We start from the raw sequence: 21,334 nt of genomic DNA, 5'->3' as shown, positions 1-21,334 counted from the left end.
GTCTTCGCTAGCTGGTTGCGCCTTTTGCCCTCAGCCTCAGTCCCGTGCGGTCTTGATGCACCAGCTGGCACAGTGCACCCAGTTTTCCGCACCGGCGCGCAGGTCTCCATTCCACGCCGTCGCCCAGTCCCATATCCGCGACGGCGCGCCGGTCTCGACCCCACGAGGCCACCCAGCTCCGCATTTGCGCGGGCGAGACGCCACTCCGGCCTCTATCTCACGAGGCCACCCAGTCCGGCATCCGCCCGGGCGCGACGCCGCCCTATTCCCGCATCGACTCCCACGTCGGCGCGGTCATGATGCGCCGGTCTGCACGATGCCGCCCTGTTTCCGCGGCTCGCATCTCCCAGCCAGGGTCAGCGCAACCGCCGCTGTTTCCACGGCTCGCATCTCCCAGCCGGGATCAGCGCAACCGCCGCTGTTTCCACGGCTCGCATCTCCCAGCCGGGATCAGCGCAACCGCCGCTGTTTCCACGGCTCGCATCTCCCAGCCGGGATCAGCGCAACCGCCGCCGGGCAGCCTCCTGCAGCAACGCCAGCCGAATCGCCCCGACAGCCACGACCGCCAACGCCGTCCGCCACACCGCAACCCCGAACTCCATGGTCGTCACATGCCCGGCCCCGTACCGCCCAGCCACCCCATCGAGCCCCGGCATACTGACGATGAGCGTGAGAATCGCGACCCCCGCCAACGCCGGCGCAACCCAGACCACCCGCGGCCGCTCGAACGTGGCCCAAGCCCCACCCACGACCACAAACGTGGCCGTAATGATCAGCATCGCCATCGCCACGGTAACCGGCCGATGCCCGTCGAGCCGGCTGGCCCCGTTGAGCACCCACCCGCTCCACTCGTCACCGCCCCGCTGCAGCAGCGTCGCGTTGCCGAAGTTCGTCTCCACGATGACCGCGTTGTCCTCCCGAGCCCACGGCAACGCCAACGCGAGCAGCGCCCCGATCGCCCCGGCGAGCGCCACGATCCGGCTGCCGAGCCCGGCCGTGGTCGGCCCCGGCGGCGGCGTAACCTCGCCCGGCCCGGCCCCGGCGTCCTGCGGTGAACTCATGCCCGTAGACCGTAGTGGTCGCGCACCGGCCAAGTCACGGCCCCGGCCGATGGTCGTCGAAACGCTACCTGCCCCCGCCCGGACGGTTTTCGGGACTCGGTCACACCATTTCCTCGCAACGACGGCTTATGCGGCGATTGACTACCGTCGAGCGCCGCCGGAGCCCTGTCCGCGACCGACGCCCACCGCTTCACCATCGAACCCCGCATGGCCGCGACAGGCGTTCGGCGCCCGGTAGTGGTCCAACGCCTCACTTCTCCGCCGCAACAGGTTCTCAGCGCCCGATCGCCGCCCAGGCGGTTCACTTCCTCACCGCGCCGTGTTGTCGCCGCCCAACCCTCCACTCCCCCCGCCGCGGCAGGTTCTCAGCGCCCGGTCACCGCCCAACGCTTCACTCCCCCGCCGCGACTTGTTCTCAGCGCCCAGTCGCCGTCCAGCGCTCCATTTCCCCGCCGCGGCAGGTTCGCAGCGCCCAGTCGCCGTCCAGCGCTCCGCTTCCCCGCCGCGGCAGGCTCGCAGCGCCCGGTCGCCGTCCAGCGCTCCGCTTCCCCGCCGCGGCAGGCTCGCAGCGCCCAGTCGCCGTCCAGCGCTCCACTTCCCCGCCGCGGCAGGCTCGCAGCGCCCAGTCGCCGCCGAGACGGTTCACTTCCCTGGTGCGACAGGTTTTCGGCGCCCAGTCGCCTGCCGATAGCCTGGATGGACCCCCGGCGCCAATCCCTGCTGGTCCGCGATCCTCTGCAGCAGCCCCGTCAGCTGTGCGCGCTCGTCCGGATCGAGCGCGGCGAGCAGTTCGTCGTCGTGCTCGGTGGCGATCGATCGCATGTCCATCATGACCTGCTCCCCGTCGACCGTCAGATAGAGCTCGTGATGACGCCGGTCGGTGGCGCCGGTGCGCCGCTCGACGAGGCCCTTGTGCCCGAGGTTGTCGATGAGCACCACCACGCGGCTGGGCACCACGCCGAGGTCGACGGCGACCGACTGCTGGCTGCGCCCGGGCTGCCCGTTGATCATCCGCAGCAGTCCGACCTCGGCCGGTGAGAGCCCGAGCCGCTGCACCCGGTCTGCAAACCGTTCCGAGGCGTGTGCGCCGACCTGCGCCAGCAGGAAGGCCGCCCCTCGTGGCCTCCTGGGTTGCCCGCCGTCCGTCATGCCGCTATGGTACACCACAACGAACGATTCACTCCACTGAACTATTCAGCCTCGAGAAGGGAGTGGTCCGATGTCGTTCACCAGCCATCCCGACCTGGCCGGCAAGGTCGCCCTCGTCACCGGCGGGTCCCGCGGAATCGGCGCCGCCACATGCCGGGCGCTCGCCGCCAACGGGGTCCGCGTCGCCGTCAACGGGCGTGACCCCGCCGCGGTCGAGAGCCTCGTCGGCGAGATAGCCGCGGCCGGCGGGACGGCGCTGGCCGTGCCCGGCGACGCCACCGACGGCGCGGCCGTGCACCGCATCCGCGAAGAGGTCGAGCGCGCGCTCGGCCCGGTCGACATCCTGGCCCCGTTCGTCGGCGGCCAGGGCCGCCCGGTGCCCACGCACGAGCTCGGCGCCGAGCAATGGCGCGCCACCATCGAGGCCGACCTGACCTCGGTCTTCCTCGCCGTCAGCGAGGTCCTGCCCGGCATGATCGAGCGGCGCACCGGGACGATCGTCACGATGTCCTCCACCGCCGGCCGCATGCCCGGCCTGGCAAGCGCCGCCTACGCCGCGGCCAAGGCGGGCGTGGTCATGTTCAGCAAGCACCTGGCCTCCGAGGTCGGCCGGCACGGCATCCGAGTCAACTGCCTCGCACCGTCGGCCGTGCTCAACAGCCGCATGCGGCAGCACATGACCGACGAGCAGCTCGACGAGCTCGCCACCTATTTCCCGCTGGGCCGCATCGGCCGCCCGGAGGACGTCGCCGAGGCCGTGCTCTACCTCGCCTCCGACGCCGCCTCCTGGATCACCGGCGCCACGCTCGACCTCACCGGCGGCAGGGTGATCGTATGAGTGCCACGGCAGGCGCGGCCGAGCGCCGCCGGGTCCAGGGCGGGCCGCACCTCGGGGCGCTGGCGATCGTGTTCGCGGCGCTGTTCCTCGTCGGGCTGGTCCTGAGCACGCTGCTGGCAGGTGGCAAGCCGTACCCGTCGCCGTTCGGGGACGGGGCGGGCATCGTGGCGTACTTCCGCGACAACCCGGACGCGGTGCGGATCGGCGGGGCCTTCCAGTTCGGGGCGGCCATCCCCCTCGCCATCTACGCGGCGACCGCGAGCGCGCGGCTGCACCAGCTCGGCATCCGGGTGCCCGGCCCGACGATCGCGCTGGCCGGCGGGTTACTCGCCGCGGGGTTCCTGGCGCTGTCGGGCGTGATCGGCTGGGTGCTGTCGCGGCCCGAGGTGCACGAGGACCCGGCGCTCGTCCGGGCTCTGCAACTGCTGAACTTCGGCGCCGGCGGCGTCGCCCACGTCGTGCCGCTGGGGCTGTTGCTGGCCGGCATCGCGGTGCCGGGGCTGCTGGCCCGGCTGCTGCCGAGGTGGCTGGCCTGGGCGGGGCTGGCGATCGCGGCCGTCGCGGAGCTGTCGACGCTGGCGCTGCTGGTGGACGGGGCTGCCTACCTGCTGCCGGTCGCGCGCTTCACCGCCCTCGCCTGGCTCATCGCCGCCGGGTTCCTGCTGCCACGGCAGAGGGTGCGATCCGAGACATAGAGCGACTGGCGGGAGATGATCGCGGAGATCGGCACCGGCTACGAGGTTGGGTCGGGCAGGTCTCGGCTGGCCGTGGATTTTGTCCGGGCTCCGCGGTCGGCTGAGAGATTCCGTGGCCGCGCTTCCGCTGGGGCCGGTGGTGGGTCGCCGAACGGACGCACACGTGGATGAACGTCCACGGCAAGCTGCGCCGCCACACCGACCCGCACGCCGCGGCTTGGTGGCCCGCAGAAGCCCGCGGCCTGGCCGCCCGTAGAAGCCCGCGGCCTGGTCGCCCGCAGAAGCCCGCGGCCTGGTCGCCCGCAGAAGCCCGCGGCCTGGTCGCCCGCAGAAGCCCGCGGCCTGGTCGCCCGCAGAAGCCCGCGGCCTGGTCGCCCGCAGAAGCCCGCGGTTTGGTGACCCGTAGAAGCCCGGAGGGAGATAGCTGTTGCCGAGTCGCGGTGTCCGGTCCTGCTGTCACGGCTGGAGCTCCCGCCGGCCGGGGAATCAGGGTCCGCCGGCGCGCGGGTCAGGGGTGGAGGCCCCATTGCGGCGCCGCAGCCTCCGGGCCCCCGCTGTTCCCGCTGTTCCCGCTGTTCCCGCTGTTCCCGCTGTTCCCGCTGTTCCCGCTGTTCCCGCTGTTCCCGCTGTTCCCGCTGTTCCCGCTGTTCCCGCTGTTCCCGCTGTTCCCGCAGAAGGGTGCGATCCGGGATCAGCCGGCGCGTAGAAGGCGAGGATCAGGCCGTCACGGCTGAAGCTCGTGCGAGCCGAGGTTCGGCCTGCGCACAGGTCGGGGCGAAAGATCCCGCTGCGGCGCTGCAGCCTCCGGGCCGGCCCCTGCTGTTCCTGCAGAAGAGTGCGATCCGGGATCAAGCGGCGTGCAGGAGCGAGGATTAGGCCGCCGCGGCTGACGCTCGTGCGAGCTGGGGATGGATCAGCCGGAGCACAGGAGCGATGGGTAGTAGACGTTGCTGGGGCCGGTCCGGAGAGTGGGCTGCGCGGGGCCGCCGGCGCGGTGACGCAGGAGCGCGGGCGGTGAACTGCCTCCGCGGGTGGAGCTGTGCGCGCCGGGGGTCAGCCCGCCCGTAGGAGTGGGGGGTAGAGGGCCGTTGCCGGGCCGCGTTTGAAGAGCTGGGCCGGGCGGCCTCGGTCGCCTGTTGTTGAGCGGCCCGTTGGTACCACGAAGCCGGGAGTCGATGTGGCCTTGCGGTGGAAGTTGCGCGGGTCCAGCCGGGCCGACCAGACGGCCTCGTAGACCTGGCGTAGCTCGGCGATGGTGAACTCCGGGGGGCAGAAGGCGGCGGCCAGCGGGGAGTACTCGAGCTTCGCCCGCGCCCGTTCCACGCCGTCGCGCAGGATGCGCTCGTGGTCGAAGGCCAGGGGCGGGACCTCCGCGACCGGGAGCCACACGGCCTCGGCGGCGTCGCTGCCCGCGGTCGGCGTCGGGGCCTCCGGGAGCAGGGCCAGGTAGGCGACGGTCACCACCCGGGCTCTCGGGTCGCGGCCGGGCGCGCCGTACGTGGCCAGCTGCTCCAGGTGGGCCGCCGGGTGGTGCACCCCCGTCTCCTCCGAAAGCTCGCGTATCGCCGCGTCGGTCAGGTCCTCGTCGTCCCGCACGAAGCCGCCCGGCAGGGCATAGGCGCCCTCGTGCGGGGGGATGGCGCGGCGGATGAGCAGGACGCACAGCGCGTCCGCGCGGACCGTGAGCATGACCAGGTCGACCGTTACGGCAAAAGGCATGTATTTATCACCACGTTGACGAGAAACTGCTCGGACTTATATCGTCGTTATGACGATAACCGAGGGGAAGGTCGCCATGGCGGATGTGACACGGCGGTTGTTTCTGCGGCACCTGCGCGGGGCGCCCACCAGCTGGGTGCGGCACCACGTCAAGGGCAAGGTGCGCCACGAAGGGGTCGGGCAGTCGTTCTGGTACCGGCCGTTGAACGCCGTGCTCTCCGAGGTGCCCGTCGACGACCGGGAGCTGCCGCTGCTGTTCCACGCGCGCACGAGTGACTTCGCCGATGTCACGGTGCAGGCGACCGTCACGTACCGGATCAGTGCCCCGGCCACCGCGGCCGAGCGGCTCGACTTCTCCGTGGACCCCAAGGCCGGGCAGTGGCGGGCGCAGCCGCTCGACCAGGTTGCCACGCTGCTGGCCGAGCTCGCGCAGCAGCCGGCGCTCGACCTGCTCGCGCGGCTGCCGCTGACCGAGGCGCTCACCGCCGGCATCGCGCCGGTGCGGGAGGCGGTCTCGGCGGCGCTCGGCAGCGATCCGCGGCTCACCGACACCGGGGTCAGCGTGGTGTCCGCGCGGGTCGTCGCGATCCGGCCGGAGCCCGATCTCGAGCGGGCGCTGCAGACGCCGACCCGGGAGGCGGTACAGCAGGAGGCCGACCGGGCCACGTACGCGCGCCGGGCGCGGGCCGTCGAGCAGGAGCGGGCCATCGCCGAGAACGAGCTGCAGAGCAAGATCGAGCTCGCGCGGCGGGAGCAGCAGCTCGTCGAGCAGCACGGCGCGAACACGCAGCGGCAGGCCGAGCTCGACGCGGCCGCGGCGCTCGTGGCGGCGCAGGCCGAGGCGGACCGGGCCAGGGTCGCGGCCGTCGCCGAGGCCGAGCGGGCCCGGTTGGCGGCGGAGGCCGAGGCGGAGCGGGCCCGGGTCGCCGCGGCGGCCGAGGCGGAGGCGGACCGGCTGCGCAGCCTGGCGCGTGCGGACGGGGTGCGGGCGGTCGGGCTGGCCGAGGGCGAGGCCGAGGCGGCGCGGCTCGCGGCGTACCGGGATCTGCCGCCCGCGGTACTGCAGGCGCTGGCCCTTCGCGAGCTCGCCGGGCAGCTGCCGGAGATCGGGCAGCTCACGGTCACGCCCGATGTGGTCACCGGGCTGCTGAACCGGCTGGGGAAGTAGCGCATGAGCACGCTCGCGCCCCGCGCCGTCGTCGTGTCGCGGCGCAGTGAGCTCGACGAGCTGATCGCCCGGCACGGCACCCGCGCCGCCGCCGACTACTACCTGCGCCAGCGCGGGCGGGACCTCGACGAGGTGGCGCGGCGGCACGCGGCGCTGCAGGCCGCGCTCACCACGGTGGGCGCGGCCGTCCCGGCCGACTGGCGCCGCGGCCACATCGACCGGGAGGACCTGCCGCGGTTCCTGTTCGGGCCCGAGGACGTCGTGATCGCGGTGGGGCAGGACGGGCTGGTGGCGAACGTGGCCAAGTACCTCGACGGCCAGCCCGTGATCGGGGTCGATCCGGAGCCGGGCCGCAATCCCGGGGTACTGGTGCGGCACGAAGCAAGCTCGCTCGGCCGGACGCTGCGGAGCCGGGCCACGCAGGAGCGCACCATGGTCTCGGCCCGGCTCGACGACGGGCAGGAGCTGCTGGGCCTGAACGAGGTGTACTTCGGGCACGTCGGCCACCAGTCCGCGCGGTACACCATCACAACTCCGGACGGGCAGGGCGAACGCCAGTCGTCGTCGGGCGTGGTGGTCGGCACCGGCACCGGCGCCACCGGCTGGTGCTCGTCGATCGCGCTGGAGCGCGCCGACCCGCCCGAGCTGCCGGAGCCCCAGGCGGCCGAGGTGTGCTGGTTCGTGCGCGAGGCCTGGCCGTCCCCGGCCACCGGCGCGACGCTCACCGCCGGGCGCCTCACCCGCGACGAGCGGCTGGAGCTGGCCTGCGAGGGCGAGCGGCTCGTGGTGTTCGCCGACGGGCTGGAGGCGGACCGGCTCGAGCTGGCCTGGGGGCAGCGGGTGAGCATCGGTGTAGCGCAGCGGCGGCTGAACCTGGTCGTGTGAAACGCTAAGGAGCGTGAAAACGTACCCGCTGGGCAAGCGCACCGTCCACCGCGTCGGGTTCGGCGCCATGCAGCTGCCGGGCCGCGGCGCCTTCGGGCCGCCCCGCGACCGCGCCGAGGCCCTCGCGGTGGTGCGCCGGGCCGTCGACCTGGGCGTCGACCACATCGACACCGCCCAGTACTACGGCCCCGACGTCGCCAACGAGATCCTCCGCAGCGCCCTGCACCCGTTCCCGGAGCGGCTCGCCCTGGTCAGCAAGGTCGGGGCGCGGCGGGACGCGAAGGGCGCGTGGCTGCCGGCCGACCGGCCGGAGGAGCTGCGCGCCGGCGTGCTGGAGAACCTGCGCTCCCTGGGCGTCGAGCGGCTGGCCGCGGTGAACCTGCGGCTGCACACGAAGGGCGATCCGGCGGTACTGGACGAGCAGCTCGACGCCATGATCGCCCTGCGCGACGAGGGGCTGATCGAGGGCATCGGGTTGAGTAACGTCGACGAGGAGCAGCTGCGCCAGGGCCTCGGCCGGACCGAGATCGTGTGCGTGCAGAACCCGTTCAACCTCGTCGACCAGCAGTCCCGGCCGGTACTGGAGCTGTGCACCGAGCGCGGGATCGCCTTCGTGCCGTTCTTCCCGCTCGGCGCCGCCTTCGGCCGCGAGCGGGTGCTCGGCCACCCGCAGGTCAAGGCGGTCGCCGCGCGCCTGGACGCCACCCCGGCGCAGGTCGCGCTCGCGTGGGTGCTCGCCGTCGCGCCGAACACGCTGCTCATCCCCGGCACCGCGTCGCTGGAGCACCTGGAGGAGAACATGGCGGCCGGGCACCTGAAGCTCGACGACGAGGCGCGGGCCGCGCTGGGCGTCACGGGTACACCCGCGTGAAACGACGGAAGGTCGGGAACCTTCTCGCGCTCGCGGTGCTGAGCTATCTGAGCCAGGCCCCGATGCACCCCTACGAACTGGCCAAGACGCTGCGCAGCCACGGCGACGAGCGCAGCATCAAGTTCAACCACGGCTCGCTGTACATGGTGGTGCAGCAGCTGGCCAAGGCCGGCTTCGTGGCCGAGCAGGAGGTCAACCGCGAGGGCGCGCGCCCCGAGCGCACCGTGTACCAGATCACCGACGCCGGCCGCGCCGAGCTGCATGACTGGCTGCGCGAGCTGGTCGGGGAGGCCCAGCACGAGTACCCGGCGTTCGTCTCGGCCCTGTCGATGGTCTCGGCCCTCACCCCGAACGAGGTCATCCCGCTGCTGCGGGCCCGGCTGGACGGGCTCGCGACGCAGCGCGCGGAGACGAGCCGGCAGATCGAGCAGTCCGAGGCCGAGGGGGTGCCCGCATTGTTCCTGATCGAGGAGGTGTACCGCCTGCGCCTGCTCGACGCCGAGATCGCCTTCGTGCACGAGTTCCTCGCCCGGATCAACGAGTGGGGCCCGATGTGGGCCGGCGCACACGGCGTGGAGTTCAAGCCCGAATAGTTGACACTGACTAGTCGTTCCCGGATAGTTGGTACCAACCAATCCAGGAGCGGGGGTTCGTCATGCGGGCGATCGTCATCGGTGGCGGCATCGGAGGACCGGTTGCGGCCATGGCGCTGCAGAAGGCCGGCATCGAGGCGACGGTCTACGAGGCGTACGACGGCACGGCGACCGGCGTCGGCGGCGCGCTCGGCCTCGCGCCGAACGGGCGGCAGGCGCTCGCGGCGATCGGCGCCGACGCGGCGGTGGCCGCGGCCGGGCGGCCGATGCGCGCGATGGTCATGCAGAGCTGGACGGGCAAGCGCCTGGCCGAGTTCGCCGCCCCCGAGCGGCTGCCCGAGCAGCTGCTGATCTGGCGCTCCGACCTGTACCGCGCCCTCTACGCCGAGGCCGAACGGCGCGGGATCCGCATCGAGCACGGCAAGCGCCTGGTCTCGCTGCAGGACGCGACCGCCACGTTCGCCGACGGCAGCACGGCGGCCGGGGACATCCTCATCGGCGCCGACGGCATCCGCTCCACCGTGCGGGCCGCCATCGACCCCGGGGCGCCGTCGCCGCGGTACGCCGGGCTGCTCGGCTTCGGCGCACGGTGCCCGGGCGACGGGCTGGCCCCGACCGGCCCGAAGATGCACATGGTCTTCGGCAAGCGGGCGTTCTTCGGGTACCAGATCGAGCCCGACGAGGCCGGCTGGTTCGCGAACCTGCCGCACCCCACGCCGATGAGCGCCGCGGAGGCCCGCTCGACCCCGGCCGAGGAGTGGCTGCGCCGCATCGCCGAGCTCTTCCGCGACGACCGCACCCCCGCGGTGGAGATGGTCCGCCGCACGCGCCCCGAGGAGCTCGTCATCACCGGCGGGCTGGAGGACATGCCGAGCGTTCCCGTGTGGCACCGGGGCCGGGTGGTACTCGTCGGCGACGCCGCCCACGCCACGTCCCCGAGCTCGGGCCAGGGCGTGTCGCTGGCCATCGAGAGCGCGGTACAGCTGGCCCGGTGCCTGCGCGACCTGCCCGTCGAGCGCGCCTTCGCCACCTACGAGCAGCTGCGCCGGGCGCGCGTCGAACGGATCATCAAGATGGCCGGGCGCACCAACGCCGACAAGGCGGCCGGCCCGGTCGCCCGCGTCCTGCGCGACCTGATCATGCCCGTGGCGATGAAGGCGTTCGGCGATCCGGAGAGGTTCGCCTGGCAGTTCGACCACCCGATCGACTTCGACGCGCCCGTCGTGCCGGGCGAACGGATGATGTCGCGCAGCACCGGCTGACAGGGGGCGGGTGCGGTTCAGTGAGCGTTGCCCGCGCACTGATGACGGCAGCGCCGCCGCGGCGACAGCCACGTGGTGCGCGACAACGTCGCCCTGAGCGGCGAGGCCACGGTCTGGGGCCCGCTGTCGAGCGCGACCTGGGCGCCGAGGAGCGCGTCGCTGGACGCCTGGAGCGGCGGGCTCTGGATGGGCTACCGCCTGACCGGCGACGGCTGGACGGGGAAGTCGTGGGCCTCGAAGACGTGGGCTGCGGCGTCGTGGACGGGCTCCCCATGGGGCGGCGCGTCGACGTGGAGCGACCCGGACTGGTCCGGGCACTACTGGTCGGGGCACTACTGGTCGACGGCACGTGGTCCGGGCACTACTGGTCCAGCGACGACTGGTCCACGGCGTCCTGGAACTGAGCCGGGCCGGGCCGGGCGGTTCGCGGCGGCGTTTCCGATAAGTCGGGCGCTCCGCGCCGCGACTTATCTCATTTATCGCCTGACGACCTATAAATCCGACATGTCGTGGCGCGGAGCGCCCGACATGTCGGGATCAGGCCACAGCAGGCCGGGGCTAAGACCGCAGTTCCACATGCTGTGGCACGGAGCACCCGACATGTCGGGAAGACCGCAGCATGTCGGGCTCAGACCGCAGGTCCACATGTCGTGGCGCGGAGCCCCGGCATGTCGGGATCAGGCCAGAGCATGCCGGGCTGAGAGCGTAGAACCCGCCGCCGCCCCACCGCCGACCGCGGTGGGGCGGTTGCCCGTCAGCGCAGCACCTTGTAGTAGAGGTGCGTCACCCGGGTACCGGCGACGATCTCCGGGTCGGACAGCCGCACCGGCGCCGAAGCCACGTCCGCGAACCACGGGATGCCCTTGCCCAGCAGTACCGGCGCCAGCGACACCCGGATCTCGTCCAGCAGCCCCAGCTCGAGGCACTGCCGGGCGATCGACGCGCTCGCCACCCCCACCCACCTCGACGGGCCCGCGAGCTCCTTCGCCGCCGCGATCGCGGACTCGACCGAGCCGGTGAAGGTGAACGGGGAGCCGGGCGCGGCCGGGCGGTGCGACACCACCACGACCGGCACGCCCATCGGGTGCGACCCGTCCCAGCCGTTGGTGTAGTCGAAGAGGCGCCGGCCGCAGACCAGCGCGCCGACGTTCTCGATGCCGGAGCGCAGGTGGCGGGCGCTGGCCTCGGACGTCTGGAAGGCGAAGCCCGGCGAGCCCGGGGCGGGTACGGCGACGGGGCCGTTGGAGAACCAGCCGAAGAGCTCCTCGCACCCGTCCTGCGGGTCCGCGATGAAGCCGTCGAGGGACATCGTCATGTCGGCGATCACTGTGTTCGTCACGCCCGTGTAACGCCGGCGCCGCACCGGACTCATCGGCGTTCGGCAAAAGTAATGTCGGGCAGGTCGCGCACGGAGTCCAGGACGTGGGTCGCGCCCGCGGCGTGCAGGGCCTCGGCGTCGTGGGCGCCGGTCAGCACGCCGGTGACGATGCGGGCGCCCGCGCGCAGGCCGCACTGCACGTCGTACGTCGTGTCCCCCGCCGTCGCCACCGCGCGCACGTCGTCGAGGCCCAGGCGCATGACGGTCGTGAGCACGAGGTCCGGGTACGGGCGGCCGCGCCCCGCCTCGGCCGGCACCAGCGTGAGGTCGGCGATGTCCTGCCACCCCAGCGCGGCGAGGATGCGGTCGGCCGTGGCGCGCGAGAAGCCGGTGGTGAGCGCGACCTTCACGCCCGCGGTACGCAGCCGCTCGATGACGTCGGCGGCGCCGGGGATCGGGGCGCAGTGGCCCTCGGCGACCAGCTCGCCGTAGGCGTGCTCGAACGCCGCGTTGCCGGCCTGCGCGCGGGCCTCGTCGCCGCCGAGCAGGTGCCGGAAGACGCTGATCTTCGACTCGCCCATGGTGGCGCGCACGTGGGCGAGCATGTCGTCGTAGACCGGGTCGCCGGGGTGCACGCCCTGCTCCCCGATGGCCGCGGTGAAGGCGCGCTCGACGAGCCCGCCGTCCTGCACGGTGGTGCCGGCCATGTCCAGCACCACGAGGTCGACGGCTACCACGACAGCTCCTCGGCGGTCTGCTCGGCGATGGCGGGGGAACAGGTCATGCCGCGCCCGCCCGGCCCGGTCACGAGCCAGACCCCGGGCGCGACGGCCGAGCGGAAGGCGACGGCGGCGGGGTCGAGGCACTGCGCGTACACGCCGTTCCAGCGCCGCTCGATGCGCGGCAGCGCCCGGCCCAGCAGCGCGGACGCGACCTCGGTCAGGTGGTCGTAGGGCGCCTCGACCTCGTCGAACGGGAACGGCTCGGCGTACGCGTGGGTGTCGCCGATGGTGAGCCCGCCGTCGAGGCGCTGCACCATGAGCAGCTGCATCCTGTGCTCGGCGGCGACCGGCGGCTGCGGCTGGGCCGCCAGTGGCGCCGGGTCGTAGGCGGGGTAGTACCGGAAGCTGTCGGCATCCGCGACGGACGTGGTCAGCGGCTCCCCCAGCGGTGCCGTCTGCGCCATCTGCAGCCACACGCGCCGGACCGGTACCGCCGCCGCAAGCTCGCGCACCAGCCCGCCCAGCGCCGCCCCGGTGGCCAGGACCACGTGGTCGGCGCCGTGTACCGCGCCGGTGTCGTCGCGCACCGACCCCTCGGCGACGGCGCGCACCTCGCGCCCGGGCAGCCACGTGTAGCGGCCGGTCGGGGCCAGGGCGGCCCGCAGCGCCGGCAGCGCCACGCGGGATTCGACGGCACCGTCGCGGGCGCAGTGCAGCGCCCCGAGGAAGTCCCCGCGCAGCGCCGGGTTCAGCAGTTGTACCTCACGAGCTTCGACCAGCCGCCACCCGCGCGCGGCCGCGTCGGGAGCGGCCGCGGCCGCCGCGGCGACCGCCCACTCGGCCTCGGTGCGGATCAGGGTCAGGGAGCCGTTGGCGCGGAAGCCGACCCCGGGCACCTCGGCGCCGATCTGCTCCCACAGCGTGCGGGCGCGCTGCGCGGTCGCCAGCTCGGCCCCGCCGGCGCGCCCGGAGACCCAGACGAGCCCGAAGTTGCGCACCGACGCGCCGCGGGCCTCGGCCTCGCGCTCCAGCTGCACCACCTCGTGGCCGCGGCGTACCGCGTGCCACGCGTGCATGGTCCCGAGCACGCCCCCGCCGACGATCACGATTCGCACGCGTGGAGCATGCATAGTGCGGATGAACGCACCGAGAAGGCGAGCCGAAGAGGCGGGGCGAATGCACGAACTGGTCAGCGGTACCGTCGCGAAGGGTTTCGAGCCGGTCGCCGAGGTCTTCGGCGAACTGCTCGGGTCCGGCGCGGAGACGGGTGCCTCGGTCGCCGCCTACGCCGGCGGCGAGCTGGTCGTGGACCTGTGGGGCGGCTGGGCCGACGCCGCCCGCACCCGGCCGTGGCGGGCCGGCACCCTGGCCACGGTGTTCTCGGCCGGCAAGCCGGTCGCGGCCCTGGCCGTGCTCGCCCGCGTCGCCGAGGGCCGGATCGGGCTCGACGAGCCGGTCGCGACGTACTGGCCGGCGTTCCGGCACGAGCGCGGCACCGTCCGCCACGCCCTGGCCCACCAGCTCGGCCTGCCCGCGGTCGCCGAGCCGCTCGACGCCGCGGCGGGCCTGGACTGGCCGCGGTTCACGGCCGCGATCGCCGCCTCGCCGCTGGAGTGGGAGCCGGGCACGGCGGTGGGCGAGCACGCGCTGACGTACGGCAACATTCTCGGCGCCATCCTGCGCGGCGCGACCGGGGAGACGGTCGGCGACGTGGTGCGCGGCCTCGGCCACGACGTGCACTTCGGGGTGCCGGCGGCCGACCGGGCCCGCTGCGCCGAGCTGGAGCACCGCGACCCGGGCTGGGCCGAGGAGTCGGTGCACGGCCACGGCGAGCTGTGGGCCCGCGCGCTGGGCAACCCGGCCGGGCTGCTCGACCCCGCGGTGCTCAACGGCGACGCCTGGCGCGGCGGCGAGCTGCCGGCCGTGAACCTGCACGCGACCGCGCGCGGGCTGGCCGGGCTGTACCAGGCCCTCCCCCGGCTGCTGCCCGCGGACCTGCTGGCCGAGGCGCTCGCGCCGCAGGCGGAGGGGGTGGACCGGCTGCTCGAGGAGGAGGCGGTCTGGACCCTGGGCTTCCGCCGCGACGAGGCGTGGATCGGCATGGGCGGCATCGGCGGCTCGTCGGCGGGCGGGTACCTCGCCGAGCCGGACGGGTACCGGATGGCCTACGTGACGCGGCACCTGGCCGGGCATGATCGCGGCAACGCGCTCTACGACGCGGTCGAGGCCGGGCTCGCTTAGAACGACGGCGTACGATGCGTCAGTCCATGGGGAGGACTGACGCAGATGACCAGAAAACGGGTGCTCGCCGGGGCCGCGATCGTCGTCGTGCTGCTCGGCGGGGCCGCCGCGGCCGCCGGCATCTACGCCGGCAGCGTCGCCGTGCCCGACCTGCCGGAGCCGGGCGGGTCGACCGAGATCCTCTACGCCGACGGCACACTCATGGCCCGCACTGGCAAGGACGACCAGGTGCCGATCGACACCGCGCGGCTGCCGGGGTACGTGGCCGACGCCGTCATCGCCGCCGAGGACCCCGGCTTCCGCGACGGGCACTGGTTCGGGCGGCCGACGCGCATCAGCGTGCAGTACACCCGCAAGGTGCTCGACGACGAGAACCTCGGCGGGACCCGGCTGCAGGTGATCGCGGGCAAGATCGAGGACCGCCTCGGCCGCGACGCCGTCCTCGACCGGTACCTCAACACGATGTACTTCGGGCGCCTCGCCTACGGTATCGAGGCGGCCGCGCAGGCCTTCTACGACAAGCCGGCCGCGACCCTGTCGCCGGGCGAGGCGGTCGTGCTCGCCGCGCAGCTGGACGCGCCCGGCAACGGCGCCTACGACCCGACGATGCACGCCGACGCGGCCCGCAAGCGGTTCGACGAGATCCGCAAGCAGATGACCGGCGGCGGGGCCGGCGTGGTCTTCCCCGAGGGCACCACCCGCACCGCCGAGGACGCGGCGAAGCGGCACGACGCGCTGCGCCCGGCCGGCAGCGAGGGGGTCATCCGGCAGCGGGTCATGGTGGAGTACGACGCGCTCAAACTGCCCGCCGCGGGCGCCCGGATCTCGACCACCATCGACCGGAAGCTGCAGGGCTCGCTGCTCGGCGCGGTCGGCGGGGCGATGGACGGCCAGCCCGCCAACGTGCAGGCCGGCGCGGTGGCGGTACAGCCGCTGACCGGTCGTGTCCTGGCCTACTACGGCGGCAACAGCGGCGCCGGGGTCGACTACGCCGGGGCCCACCCGCCGGGCAATGTGTTCGCCCCGATCACGGTGGCCGCGGCGCTGAAGGCCGGCATCTCGCTGCAGTCGAAGTGGCAGGCGCCGGCGGAGATGGACTACCCGGGCTCGGGCCGCACCGCCAAGGCCGGCAACCCGGTGCGCGACGTGCACCGCTGCCCGGGCGGCAAGCCGTCGTGCACGCTGCTGGACGCCCAGCGCGACGGGCTGCGCGTGCCGCTGTTCGGGGTGGCCGAGAAGACCGGCCCGGCGGCCGTGCTCGACATGGCCCGGGCGGCCGGGGTCGGCACCATGTGGTCCGCGGTGGACGGCAAGGCCGAGGCGGTCGCGCTCGACCGCCCCGGCAACGAGCTGTTCCCGAAGTGGTTCGGCCCGGAGATGGCCTTCGGGCAGTACCCGATGACGCTCACCGACCAGGCCAACGTCATGGCGACGTTCGCCGCGGACGGGCGCCGGGCCCGCCCGCACCTCATCGCGTCGGTGACCCAGGGCAGCCGCACCACCTACCGCGCCCCGGAGACCGCGGACACGGGCGTCGACCAGGCCATCGCGCGCAACGTGGCCTGGGCGCTCACCCAGCAGCCGGCCGGGCGCCTGGCCGACGGCCGGCAGACCTCCCTGGCGGTCGGCGACTGGCCCCTCGGCGGCGACCTGAACCGTCCCGCCCACGCCACCGCGGCCGGCTTCGCCCCGCAGGTGGCGGCCGCGGTGTGGGTCGGCAACAAGGCCGAGGAGCGCCCGCTGATCGACCGCGCCGGCGCCCCCGTGACCGGCGCGACCCTGCCGGCGACCGTCTACCGGCAGTTCATGGGCGCGGCCCTGGGCACGGCCCGCACGGACATCGCCCAGCCCCCGCTGATCGGCGACCCGAAGGCGGGCAACGCCTGACCGGCCATCTTCGCGGCGTCGTGGCCGTCGCGTACCCCGCGCGAGGTCAGGAACCGCGTTTCGCGGCGGCCATCTTGGCCGAGTCGTGGTCGGCGGCGACGCCCTCGAAGAGGATCGCGGCGCCGTCGATGTGGTCGGTGCGTAAATGCTTGATCTTCTGGTAGGCGGGCGAGTCGTACCACGAGCGCGCCGCGGTCAGGCTCGGGAACTCGAGGATCACCACCGTGCCGGGCCACTCGCCCTCGCGCACCTCGACCTGTGGGCCGTGGGCCAGGAAGTGACCCCCGAACGGCGCGAGCGTCGCATCGATCCGCTCCAGGTAGTCGAGAACGTCATCGTGATCGCTGCGGTCGTAGAGGTGCGCTATCGCGTATCCGTTCATACTTTCGATCATGATCGCCCGGTGATCAACATGTCGATGACCTGCGAGGTCATCATCCTGCAGGAGTACCGCAATGAGGGCGCAGCTCCCCCGCCGCGAGCGGCAGCGAGCTAGAAACTCAGCAGGTTGGTCGCGGCGCGCAGGGACAGGCCGGACAGGGGCTCGGCTCGCATGACCGCTCGCACGGCCGCGCCGTCGAAGAGCATGGTCAGCTGCGCGGCCAGGAAGGGCGGGTCGGCGGCGCCCAGTGCGGTCGCGTGCTCCAGGAAGTACGACTCCAGGCGCTTTTTGAACGACAAGGCCACGATCGACGCCTCGTGGGCGGGGTCGTGCAGCTCCACCGCGGTGTTCACGAACGGGCAGCCGTGGAAGGGGCCGGTGCCGGCCTGCTCCTCCAGCCGGGCGAACACGTGCAGGATGCGCTCGCGCGGGGGCATGTCCGCCGCCGGGTCGGGGAAGTAGGACGCGACCGTCGCCGGGCCGTAGGTGCGCAGGCTCTCGGCGATCACTTCGTCCTTGGTGGTGAACAGCTGGTACATCGACCGCTTCGACACGCCCGCGGCCTTGCACAGGCGCTCGACGCCGACCGCGGCCGAGCCCTCGGCGTAGAACAGCTCGGCCGCGGCCCTGAGCAGCCGTTCGCGGGGCGGGGCGATGGAGGTCACACGAACCAGTCTACCCAATTGGAAACCGATCGGTCTACCGTAGGGGCACACGCGGAAACCGATCGGTTTCCGGGAGCGAGCGAAGGGTGCATGCGATGAACGAGGTCGTGCTGGTCACCGGCGGCAACCGGGGCCTGGGCAAGGCGTTTGTCGAGGAGGCGCTGGCGCGGGGCGCGCGCAAGGTCTACGCGGCGGCGCGCGACCCCAGGTCGGTGAGCACGCCCGGCGCCGTGCCGCTGGCCCTCGACGTGACGGATCCGGAGTCGGTACGCCGGGCCGCCGCCGAGGCGCCTGACGTCACCGTGCTCATCAACAACGCCGGCATCACCACCGACAGCAGCCTGCTGCACGGCGACCTCGACGACATCCGCCGCGAGTTCGAGACGAACTTCTTCGGCACGATAAACGTCACCCGCGCGTTCGCCCCGGTGCTCGCGGCCAACGGCGGCGGCCACGTGCTCGACGTGCACTCGGTGCTGAGCTGGATCTCGCAGGGCACCTCGTACAGCTCCACCAAGGCGGCCGTGTGGCAGGCCACAAACGCGTTCCGGATCGAGCTGGCGGCGCAGGGCACCAAGGTGACGGGGCTGCACGTCGGGTACATCGACACCGACATGACCCGGGGCATCGACGCGCCCAAGACCAGCCCGCAGGACGTGGCCCGGCAGGCGCTGGACGGCATCGAGGCGGGCGCGTTCGAGGTGCTCGCCGACGAGCTCACCCGCACCGTGAAGCGCGGGCTGTCCGCCGACCCGGCCGCGCTGTACCCGCAACTGGTCTAATGGGGCGATGAGCACCTACCGGGCCGACGGCGAGTTCAAGCGGGACGCGCGGTACATCTCCGACCGCATCACCGCCGACGGGCGGGACGGCTGGCCGGTCGAGCCGGGGCGGTACCGGCTGATCGTGAGCCGTGCCTGCCCGTGGGCCAGCCGGGCGATCATCGTGCGCCGGCTGCTGGGGCTCGAGGACGTGCTGTCCATGGGCGTGTGCGGGCCGACGCACGACGCGCGCAGCTGGACGTTCGACCTCGACCCCGGCGGCCGGGACCCGGTGCTGGGCATCGAGCGCATCCAGGACGCGTACCTCAAGCGCTTCCCCGGCTACGAGCGCGGCATCACCGTGCCCGCGATCGTCGACGTCCCCTCCGGCGAGGTCGTCACCAACGACTACGCGCCGCTGACGCTGGACCTGTCGACGCAGTGGCGGGCCCACCACCGCGAGGGCGCGCCCGAGCTCTACCCCGAGGCGCTGCGCGGCGAGATCGACGAGGTCATGCAGCTCGTCTTCAAGGACGTCAACAACGGGGTGTACCGGGCGGGCTTCGCCGGTTCCCAGGAGGCCTACGAGGCCGCCTACGCGCGCCTCTTCGCCCGCCTCGACTGGCTCTCGGCGCGGCTGGAGCGGCAGCGGTACCTCGTCGGCGACACCATCACCGAGGCCGACGTGCGGCTGTTCACCACGCTGGTCCGCTTCGACCCCGTGTACCACGGCCACTTCAAGTGCAACCGGCAGAAGCTCACCGAGCTGCCGGTCCTGTGGGCCTACGCGCGGGACCTGTTCCAGACCCCGGGCTTCGGCGACACGGTGAACTTCGAGCACATCAAGCGCCACTACTACGTGGTCCACCGCGACATCAACCCGTCCGGCGTCGTCCCGCTCGGCCCGGACCTGTCCGGCTGGTCCCAGCCGCACGGCCGCGAGGCGCTCGGCGGGCGCCCGTTCGGGGCCGGAACGCCGCCCACGGCCCCCGCCGACCGGTAGCTTCGGCGGATGGAACACGTCACGGTCGTGACCGGCGGCAGCCGGGGCATCGGCGCGGCGACCTGCCTGCGCCTGGCCCGCGACGGGCACCGCATCGCCGTCGGGTACCGCAGCAACGCCCGCGCGGCCGAGCAGGTCGTCGCGGGCGTGCGGGCCGCGGGCGCCGACGCGGTCGCGGTGCGCGGCGACACCTCGGCCGAGGACGACGTGCTGGCCCTGTTCGACGCGGCCGCGCAGCATCTCGGCCCGGTCACCGGCCTGGTGAACAACGCCGGCATCGCCTCGACCCTGGGCCCCGTGGCCGACCTCGACACCGGCGAGCTGCGCCGCGTCATGGACGTCAACGTCATCGGCGCGTTCCTGTGCGCCCGCCAGGCCGCCCGCGTGATGACCGCGGGCGGCGCGATCGTGAACGTCTCCTCGACCGCGGCGACGCTCGGCAGCCCCGGCAACTACGTGCACTACGCGGCGAGCAAGGCCGCCGTCGACGCGCTGACCCTGGGCCTGGCCAAGGAGCTGGCGGCGGCCGGCGTCCGGGTCAACGGCGTCGCGCCCGGCTTCGTGCACACCGAGATCCACGAGCAGACCGGCGACCCGAACCGGGCCGCGAACGTCGTCGCGCGCATCCCGGCCGGGCGGCTCGGCACCCCGGAGGAGATCGCCGAGGCGATCGCCTGGCTGCTGAGCCCGGCCGCCTCCTACGCCACCGGCACCACGCTGCGCGTCGCCGGCGGCCTGTAGGCGCGCAGGTCCGGGCCGGTCAGCCGGCCGTCGCGCCTCACCCGCCGGCCAGCGCCCGGCGGCCCAGGTCCACCGCCTGGGCCCGCAGCTTCGGCAGGTCCGGGCCGGTCAGCTGGCCGTCGCGCCTCACCCGCCGGCCAGCGCCCGGCGGCCCAGGTCCACCGCCTGGGCCTGCAGCTTCGGCAGGTCCAGGGCGGTCAGCCGGCCGTCGCGCTTCACCACGCGGCCGTCCACTAGCACCGTGTGCACGTCGGCCGGGCCGATGGCCGTGACCACCGCGCCCGCGACGGCCTCGCCCGGCAGGTGCGACAGGCCAGACAGCAGCACGATGTCCGCGCGCCGGCCCGGGGTCAGGGCGCCGGTGACGGAGCCCAGGCCGATCGCGGCGGCGCTGTCCTCGGTCGCGGCGGCCAGGACCGTGCCCGCGGGGGCCATGGTGGCGGACTCGGCCCGGTGCCGGCGCAGCGTCTCCCGCATCGGCTCGAACAGGTCCGGCGGCGCGTTCACGGCCACGTCGGTGCCGAGGCCGCAGCGCCCGCCCGCGGCGGCGAAGCGGGTGTACGGCGAGGCGCCGTGCCCCATCGTCGCCTCCACCACGGGCGTGACCGTGACGCCCGTGCCGGTTGCGGCCAGCCGCGCGGCGTCGTCCGCGGTCATGGCGTTGACGTGCACGAACTGCAGGTGCGGGCCGAGCCGTCCGGCAGCGTCCAGCCGGGCGATCGGGCCGTCCGGCCCGCCGGCGAGGTGCATGGACGCGAGCAGGCCGAGCTCGCGGGCGAGGCCCAGCTCGGCGACGGCGTCGTCCCAGCGGCCGTACTGCGGGCCGAGCAGCGCGAGCGCGCCGGTGACCAGGCCGGTCAGCCCGGCCATGCGCGCGGCGTAGGCGGTGTCGGCGGCCGCGACCACGGCCCGGATGCCCGCGGTCGCGTAGGCGTCGAGGACGCCGTCCACATGCGACGGTGACCGGGTCACGTTGCACCAGTCGAGCACGGTGGTGATCCCGGCGTCGAGCGCCTCGGCCGCGCCGAGCAGCGTGGCCAGGTGGGCGTCCTCGGGCGAGTACGCGCCCAGGGCCCGGTCCAGGATCGCGCCGAAGTACTCCGGCAGGGTCAGGTCGGCCCCGGCGCCCCGCAGCGGCGCCTGCCACAGGTGCCGGTGCCCGTCGACGAAGCCGGGTGCCACCACCAGCCCCTCGGCGTCGATGACCTCGGCCGCGGCCGAGCCGGCGGCCCCGACGGCGGCGATGACCCCGCCGGCGACGAGCACGTCGGCGGGCGCCCCGGACAGCAGCCGCCCGCCGCGAATGAGCAGATCCACGTGTACCCCCTAAAAGCTTTTTCGAAAGCTAACTCAAAAGCTTTTGGAGACGCAAG

The 21,334-nt window shown here is 73.6% G+C and carries 22 protein-coding genes; 13 read left to right on the top strand and 9 right to left on the bottom strand.

From position 1 onward, the window contains the following. Positions 1–497 precede the first annotated feature (497 nt). Together ACPPVO_RS15835 and ACPPVO_RS15830 are read right to left on the bottom strand one after the other, a co-directional pair. Complete coding sequence (locus tag ACPPVO_RS15835; protein ID WP_426511963.1) at positions 498–1,061, bottom strand: hypothetical protein; 564 nt, start codon at positions 1,059–1,061, stop codon at positions 498–500. A gap of 642 nt (positions 1,062–1,703) precedes the next feature. Further along, the gene (locus ACPPVO_RS15830) at positions 1,704–2,210 is read right to left on the bottom strand and encodes a MarR family winged helix-turn-helix transcriptional regulator (protein WP_426511962.1); all 507 of its coding nucleotides are present in this window, start codon (positions 2,208–2,210) and stop codon (positions 1,704–1,706) included. A 70-nt stretch (positions 2,211–2,280) separates the two neighbouring features. Between ACPPVO_RS15830 and ACPPVO_RS15825 the strand changes: the two genes are divergently transcribed. Then, entirely contained in the window at positions 2,281–3,048 is a 768-nt protein-coding gene (locus tag ACPPVO_RS15825; protein WP_426511961.1) for an SDR family NAD(P)-dependent oxidoreductase, read from the top strand. Further along, positions 3,045–3,743, top strand: a complete 699-nt coding sequence (locus tag ACPPVO_RS15820) for a hypothetical protein (RefSeq protein WP_426511960.1) — start codon at positions 3,045–3,047, stop codon at positions 3,741–3,743. The genes ACPPVO_RS15825 and ACPPVO_RS15820 overlap by 4 nt, the downstream gene beginning before the upstream one ends. Positions 3,744–4,796: 1,053 nt before the next feature. Here ACPPVO_RS15820 and ACPPVO_RS15815 read toward each other — a convergent pair. Then, the gene (locus ACPPVO_RS15815; protein ID WP_426511959.1) at positions 4,797–5,462 is read right to left on the bottom strand and encodes an NUDIX hydrolase; all 666 of its coding nucleotides are present in this window, start codon (positions 5,460–5,462) and stop codon (positions 4,797–4,799) included. A gap of 76 nt (positions 5,463–5,538) precedes the next feature. Between ACPPVO_RS15815 and ACPPVO_RS15810 the strand changes: the two genes are divergently transcribed. From ACPPVO_RS15810 to ACPPVO_RS15785, 6 genes are all read left to right on the top strand, one after another. After that, positions 5,539–6,630, top strand: a complete 1,092-nt coding sequence (locus ACPPVO_RS15810) for an SPFH domain-containing protein (RefSeq protein WP_426511958.1) — start codon at positions 5,539–5,541, stop codon at positions 6,628–6,630. A gap of 3 nt (positions 6,631–6,633) precedes the next feature. Next, positions 6,634–7,515, top strand: coding sequence for a hypothetical protein (locus tag ACPPVO_RS15805; protein ID WP_426511957.1), 882 nt, complete (start codon positions 6,634–6,636; stop codon positions 7,513–7,515). Between the two features lie 13 nt (positions 7,516–7,528). After that, on the top strand, positions 7,529–8,386 hold the full coding sequence (locus ACPPVO_RS15800) for an oxidoreductase (protein WP_426511956.1): 858 nt from the start codon (positions 7,529–7,531) through the stop codon (positions 8,384–8,386). Next, a complete protein-coding gene (locus tag ACPPVO_RS15795) occupies positions 8,383–8,979 on the top strand; it encodes a PadR family transcriptional regulator (RefSeq protein WP_426511955.1) in 597 nt (198 codons plus the stop codon). Before ACPPVO_RS15800 ends, ACPPVO_RS15795 begins: the two co-directional genes overlap by 4 nt. 62 nt (positions 8,980–9,041) lie before the next feature. After that, positions 9,042–10,241: an FAD-dependent oxidoreductase gene (locus tag ACPPVO_RS15790; RefSeq protein ID WP_426511954.1), complete on the top strand. Its 1,200-nt coding sequence runs from the start codon at positions 9,042–9,044 to the stop codon at positions 10,239–10,241. Between the two features lie 227 nt (positions 10,242–10,468). After that, positions 10,469–10,645, top strand: coding sequence for a hypothetical protein (locus tag ACPPVO_RS15785; RefSeq protein WP_426511953.1), 177 nt, complete (start codon positions 10,469–10,471; stop codon positions 10,643–10,645). Between the two features lie 350 nt (positions 10,646–10,995). Here the strand turns inward: ACPPVO_RS15785 and ACPPVO_RS15780 are convergent, their stop codons facing one another. From ACPPVO_RS15780 to ACPPVO_RS15770, 3 genes are read right to left on the bottom strand one after another with little or no spacing between them, the layout of a single operon-like run. Beyond that, positions 10,996–11,580 (bottom strand): dihydrofolate reductase family protein, encoded by a 585-nt coding sequence (locus ACPPVO_RS15780; RefSeq protein ID WP_426511952.1) that lies wholly within the window; start codon positions 11,578–11,580, stop codon positions 10,996–10,998. Between the two features lie 29 nt (positions 11,581–11,609). After that, a complete protein-coding gene (locus ACPPVO_RS15775) occupies positions 11,610–12,266 on the bottom strand; it encodes a phosphonatase-like hydrolase (RefSeq protein ID WP_426514634.1) in 657 nt (218 codons plus the stop codon). A gap of 23 nt (positions 12,267–12,289) precedes the next feature. Further along, the gene (locus ACPPVO_RS15770; RefSeq protein WP_426511951.1) at positions 12,290–13,396 is read right to left on the bottom strand and encodes a TIGR03364 family FAD-dependent oxidoreductase; all 1,107 of its coding nucleotides are present in this window, start codon (positions 13,394–13,396) and stop codon (positions 12,290–12,292) included. Positions 13,397–13,457: 61 nt separating this feature from the next. Here ACPPVO_RS15770 and ACPPVO_RS15765 point away from each other — a divergent pair, with 61 nt between their 5' ends. Then, complete coding sequence (locus tag ACPPVO_RS15765; RefSeq protein ID WP_426511950.1) at positions 13,458–14,522, top strand: serine hydrolase domain-containing protein; 1,065 nt, start codon at positions 13,458–13,460, stop codon at positions 14,520–14,522. A gap of 45 nt (positions 14,523–14,567) precedes the next feature. Continuing rightward, positions 14,568–16,409: a transglycosylase domain-containing protein gene (locus ACPPVO_RS15760; protein ID WP_426511949.1), complete on the top strand. Its 1,842-nt coding sequence runs from the start codon at positions 14,568–14,570 to the stop codon at positions 16,407–16,409. A 46-nt stretch (positions 16,410–16,455) separates the two neighbouring features. Here the strand turns inward: ACPPVO_RS15760 and ACPPVO_RS15755 are convergent, their stop codons facing one another. Next, positions 16,456–16,791, bottom strand: coding sequence for a DUF1330 domain-containing protein (locus ACPPVO_RS15755; protein WP_426511948.1), 336 nt, complete (start codon positions 16,789–16,791; stop codon positions 16,456–16,458). A gap of 110 nt (positions 16,792–16,901) precedes the next feature. Further along, complete coding sequence (locus ACPPVO_RS15750) at positions 16,902–17,456, bottom strand: TetR/AcrR family transcriptional regulator (protein WP_426511947.1); 555 nt, start codon at positions 17,454–17,456, stop codon at positions 16,902–16,904. Between the two features lie 95 nt (positions 17,457–17,551). Here ACPPVO_RS15750 and ACPPVO_RS15745 point away from each other — a divergent pair, with 95 nt between their 5' ends. The 3 genes from ACPPVO_RS15745 to ACPPVO_RS15735 are packed head-to-tail and all read left to right on the top strand — an operon-like array spanning position 17,552 to position 19,961. Continuing rightward, a complete protein-coding gene (locus ACPPVO_RS15745; protein ID WP_426511946.1) occupies positions 17,552–18,238 on the top strand; it encodes an SDR family oxidoreductase in 687 nt (228 codons plus the stop codon). 7 nt (positions 18,239–18,245) lie between these two features. Then, positions 18,246–19,220 (top strand): glutathione S-transferase family protein, encoded by a 975-nt coding sequence (locus ACPPVO_RS15740; protein WP_426511945.1) that lies wholly within the window; start codon positions 18,246–18,248, stop codon positions 19,218–19,220. Between the two features lie 9 nt (positions 19,221–19,229). Next, on the top strand, positions 19,230–19,961 hold the full coding sequence (locus tag ACPPVO_RS15735; RefSeq protein WP_426511944.1) for a glucose 1-dehydrogenase: 732 nt from the start codon (positions 19,230–19,232) through the stop codon (positions 19,959–19,961). A gap of 126 nt (positions 19,962–20,087) precedes the next feature. On the opposite strand, the gene ACPPVO_RS15730 is transcribed toward ACPPVO_RS15735, so the two are convergent. Next, positions 20,088–21,278, bottom strand: a complete 1,191-nt coding sequence (locus ACPPVO_RS15730) for an amidohydrolase family protein (RefSeq protein ID WP_426511943.1) — start codon at positions 21,276–21,278, stop codon at positions 20,088–20,090. Between the last annotated feature and the right edge of the window lie 56 nt (positions 21,279–21,334).

The sequence above is a fragment of the Dactylosporangium sp. McL0621 genome, from assembly GCF_049995355.1.
In the GTDB taxonomy this organism is placed as follows: domain Bacteria; phylum Actinomycetota; class Actinomycetes; order Mycobacteriales; family Micromonosporaceae; genus Dactylosporangium.
Note: the sequence above shows the minus strand (reverse complement) of the source record. Positions and strands in the feature narration are given on the sequence as shown.

What these genes read in the sequence shown, in the direction of transcription:
- ACPPVO_RS15760 (WP_426511949.1), top strand. Translation starts at nt 14,568, where the DNA reads ATGACCAGAAAACGGGTGCTCGCCGGGGCCGCGATCGTCGTCGTGCTG.
- ACPPVO_RS15790 (WP_426511954.1), top strand. Translation starts at nt 9,042, where the DNA reads ATGCGGGCGATCGTCATCGGTGGCGGCATCGGAGGACCGGTTGCGGCC.
- ACPPVO_RS15735 (WP_426511944.1), top strand. Translation starts at nt 19,230, where the DNA reads ATGGAACACGTCACGGTCGTGACCGGCGGCAGCCGGGGCATCGGCGCG.
- ACPPVO_RS15755 (WP_426511948.1), bottom strand. Translation starts at nt 16,791, where the DNA reads ATGAACGGATACGCGATAGCGCACCTCTACGACCGCAGCGATCACGAT.
- ACPPVO_RS15805 (WP_426511957.1), top strand. Translation starts at nt 6,634, where the DNA reads ATGAGCACGCTCGCGCCCCGCGCCGTCGTCGTGTCGCGGCGCAGTGAG.
- ACPPVO_RS15745 (WP_426511946.1), top strand. Translation starts at nt 17,552, where the DNA reads ATGAACGAGGTCGTGCTGGTCACCGGCGGCAACCGGGGCCTGGGCAAG.
- ACPPVO_RS15820 (WP_426511960.1), top strand. Translation starts at nt 3,045, where the DNA reads ATGAGTGCCACGGCAGGCGCGGCCGAGCGCCGCCGGGTCCAGGGCGGG.
- ACPPVO_RS15765 (WP_426511950.1), top strand. Translation starts at nt 13,458, where the DNA reads ATGCACGAACTGGTCAGCGGTACCGTCGCGAAGGGTTTCGAGCCGGTC.
- ACPPVO_RS15830 (WP_426511962.1), bottom strand. Translation starts at nt 2,210, where the DNA reads ATGACGGACGGCGGGCAACCCAGGAGGCCACGAGGGGCGGCCTTCCTG.
- ACPPVO_RS15815 (WP_426511959.1), bottom strand. Translation starts at nt 5,462, where the DNA reads ATGCCTTTTGCCGTAACGGTCGACCTGGTCATGCTCACGGTCCGCGCG.
- ACPPVO_RS15810 (WP_426511958.1), top strand. Translation starts at nt 5,539, where the DNA reads ATGGCGGATGTGACACGGCGGTTGTTTCTGCGGCACCTGCGCGGGGCG.
- ACPPVO_RS15775 (WP_426514634.1), bottom strand. Translation starts at nt 12,266, where the DNA reads ATGGCCGGCACCACCGTGCAGGACGGCGGGCTCGTCGAGCGCGCCTTC.
- ACPPVO_RS15740 (WP_426511945.1), top strand. Translation starts at nt 18,246, where the DNA reads ATGAGCACCTACCGGGCCGACGGCGAGTTCAAGCGGGACGCGCGGTAC.
- ACPPVO_RS15835 (WP_426511963.1), bottom strand. Translation starts at nt 1,061, where the DNA reads ATGAGTTCACCGCAGGACGCCGGGGCCGGGCCGGGCGAGGTTACGCCG.
- ACPPVO_RS15825 (WP_426511961.1), top strand. Translation starts at nt 2,281, where the DNA reads ATGTCGTTCACCAGCCATCCCGACCTGGCCGGCAAGGTCGCCCTCGTC.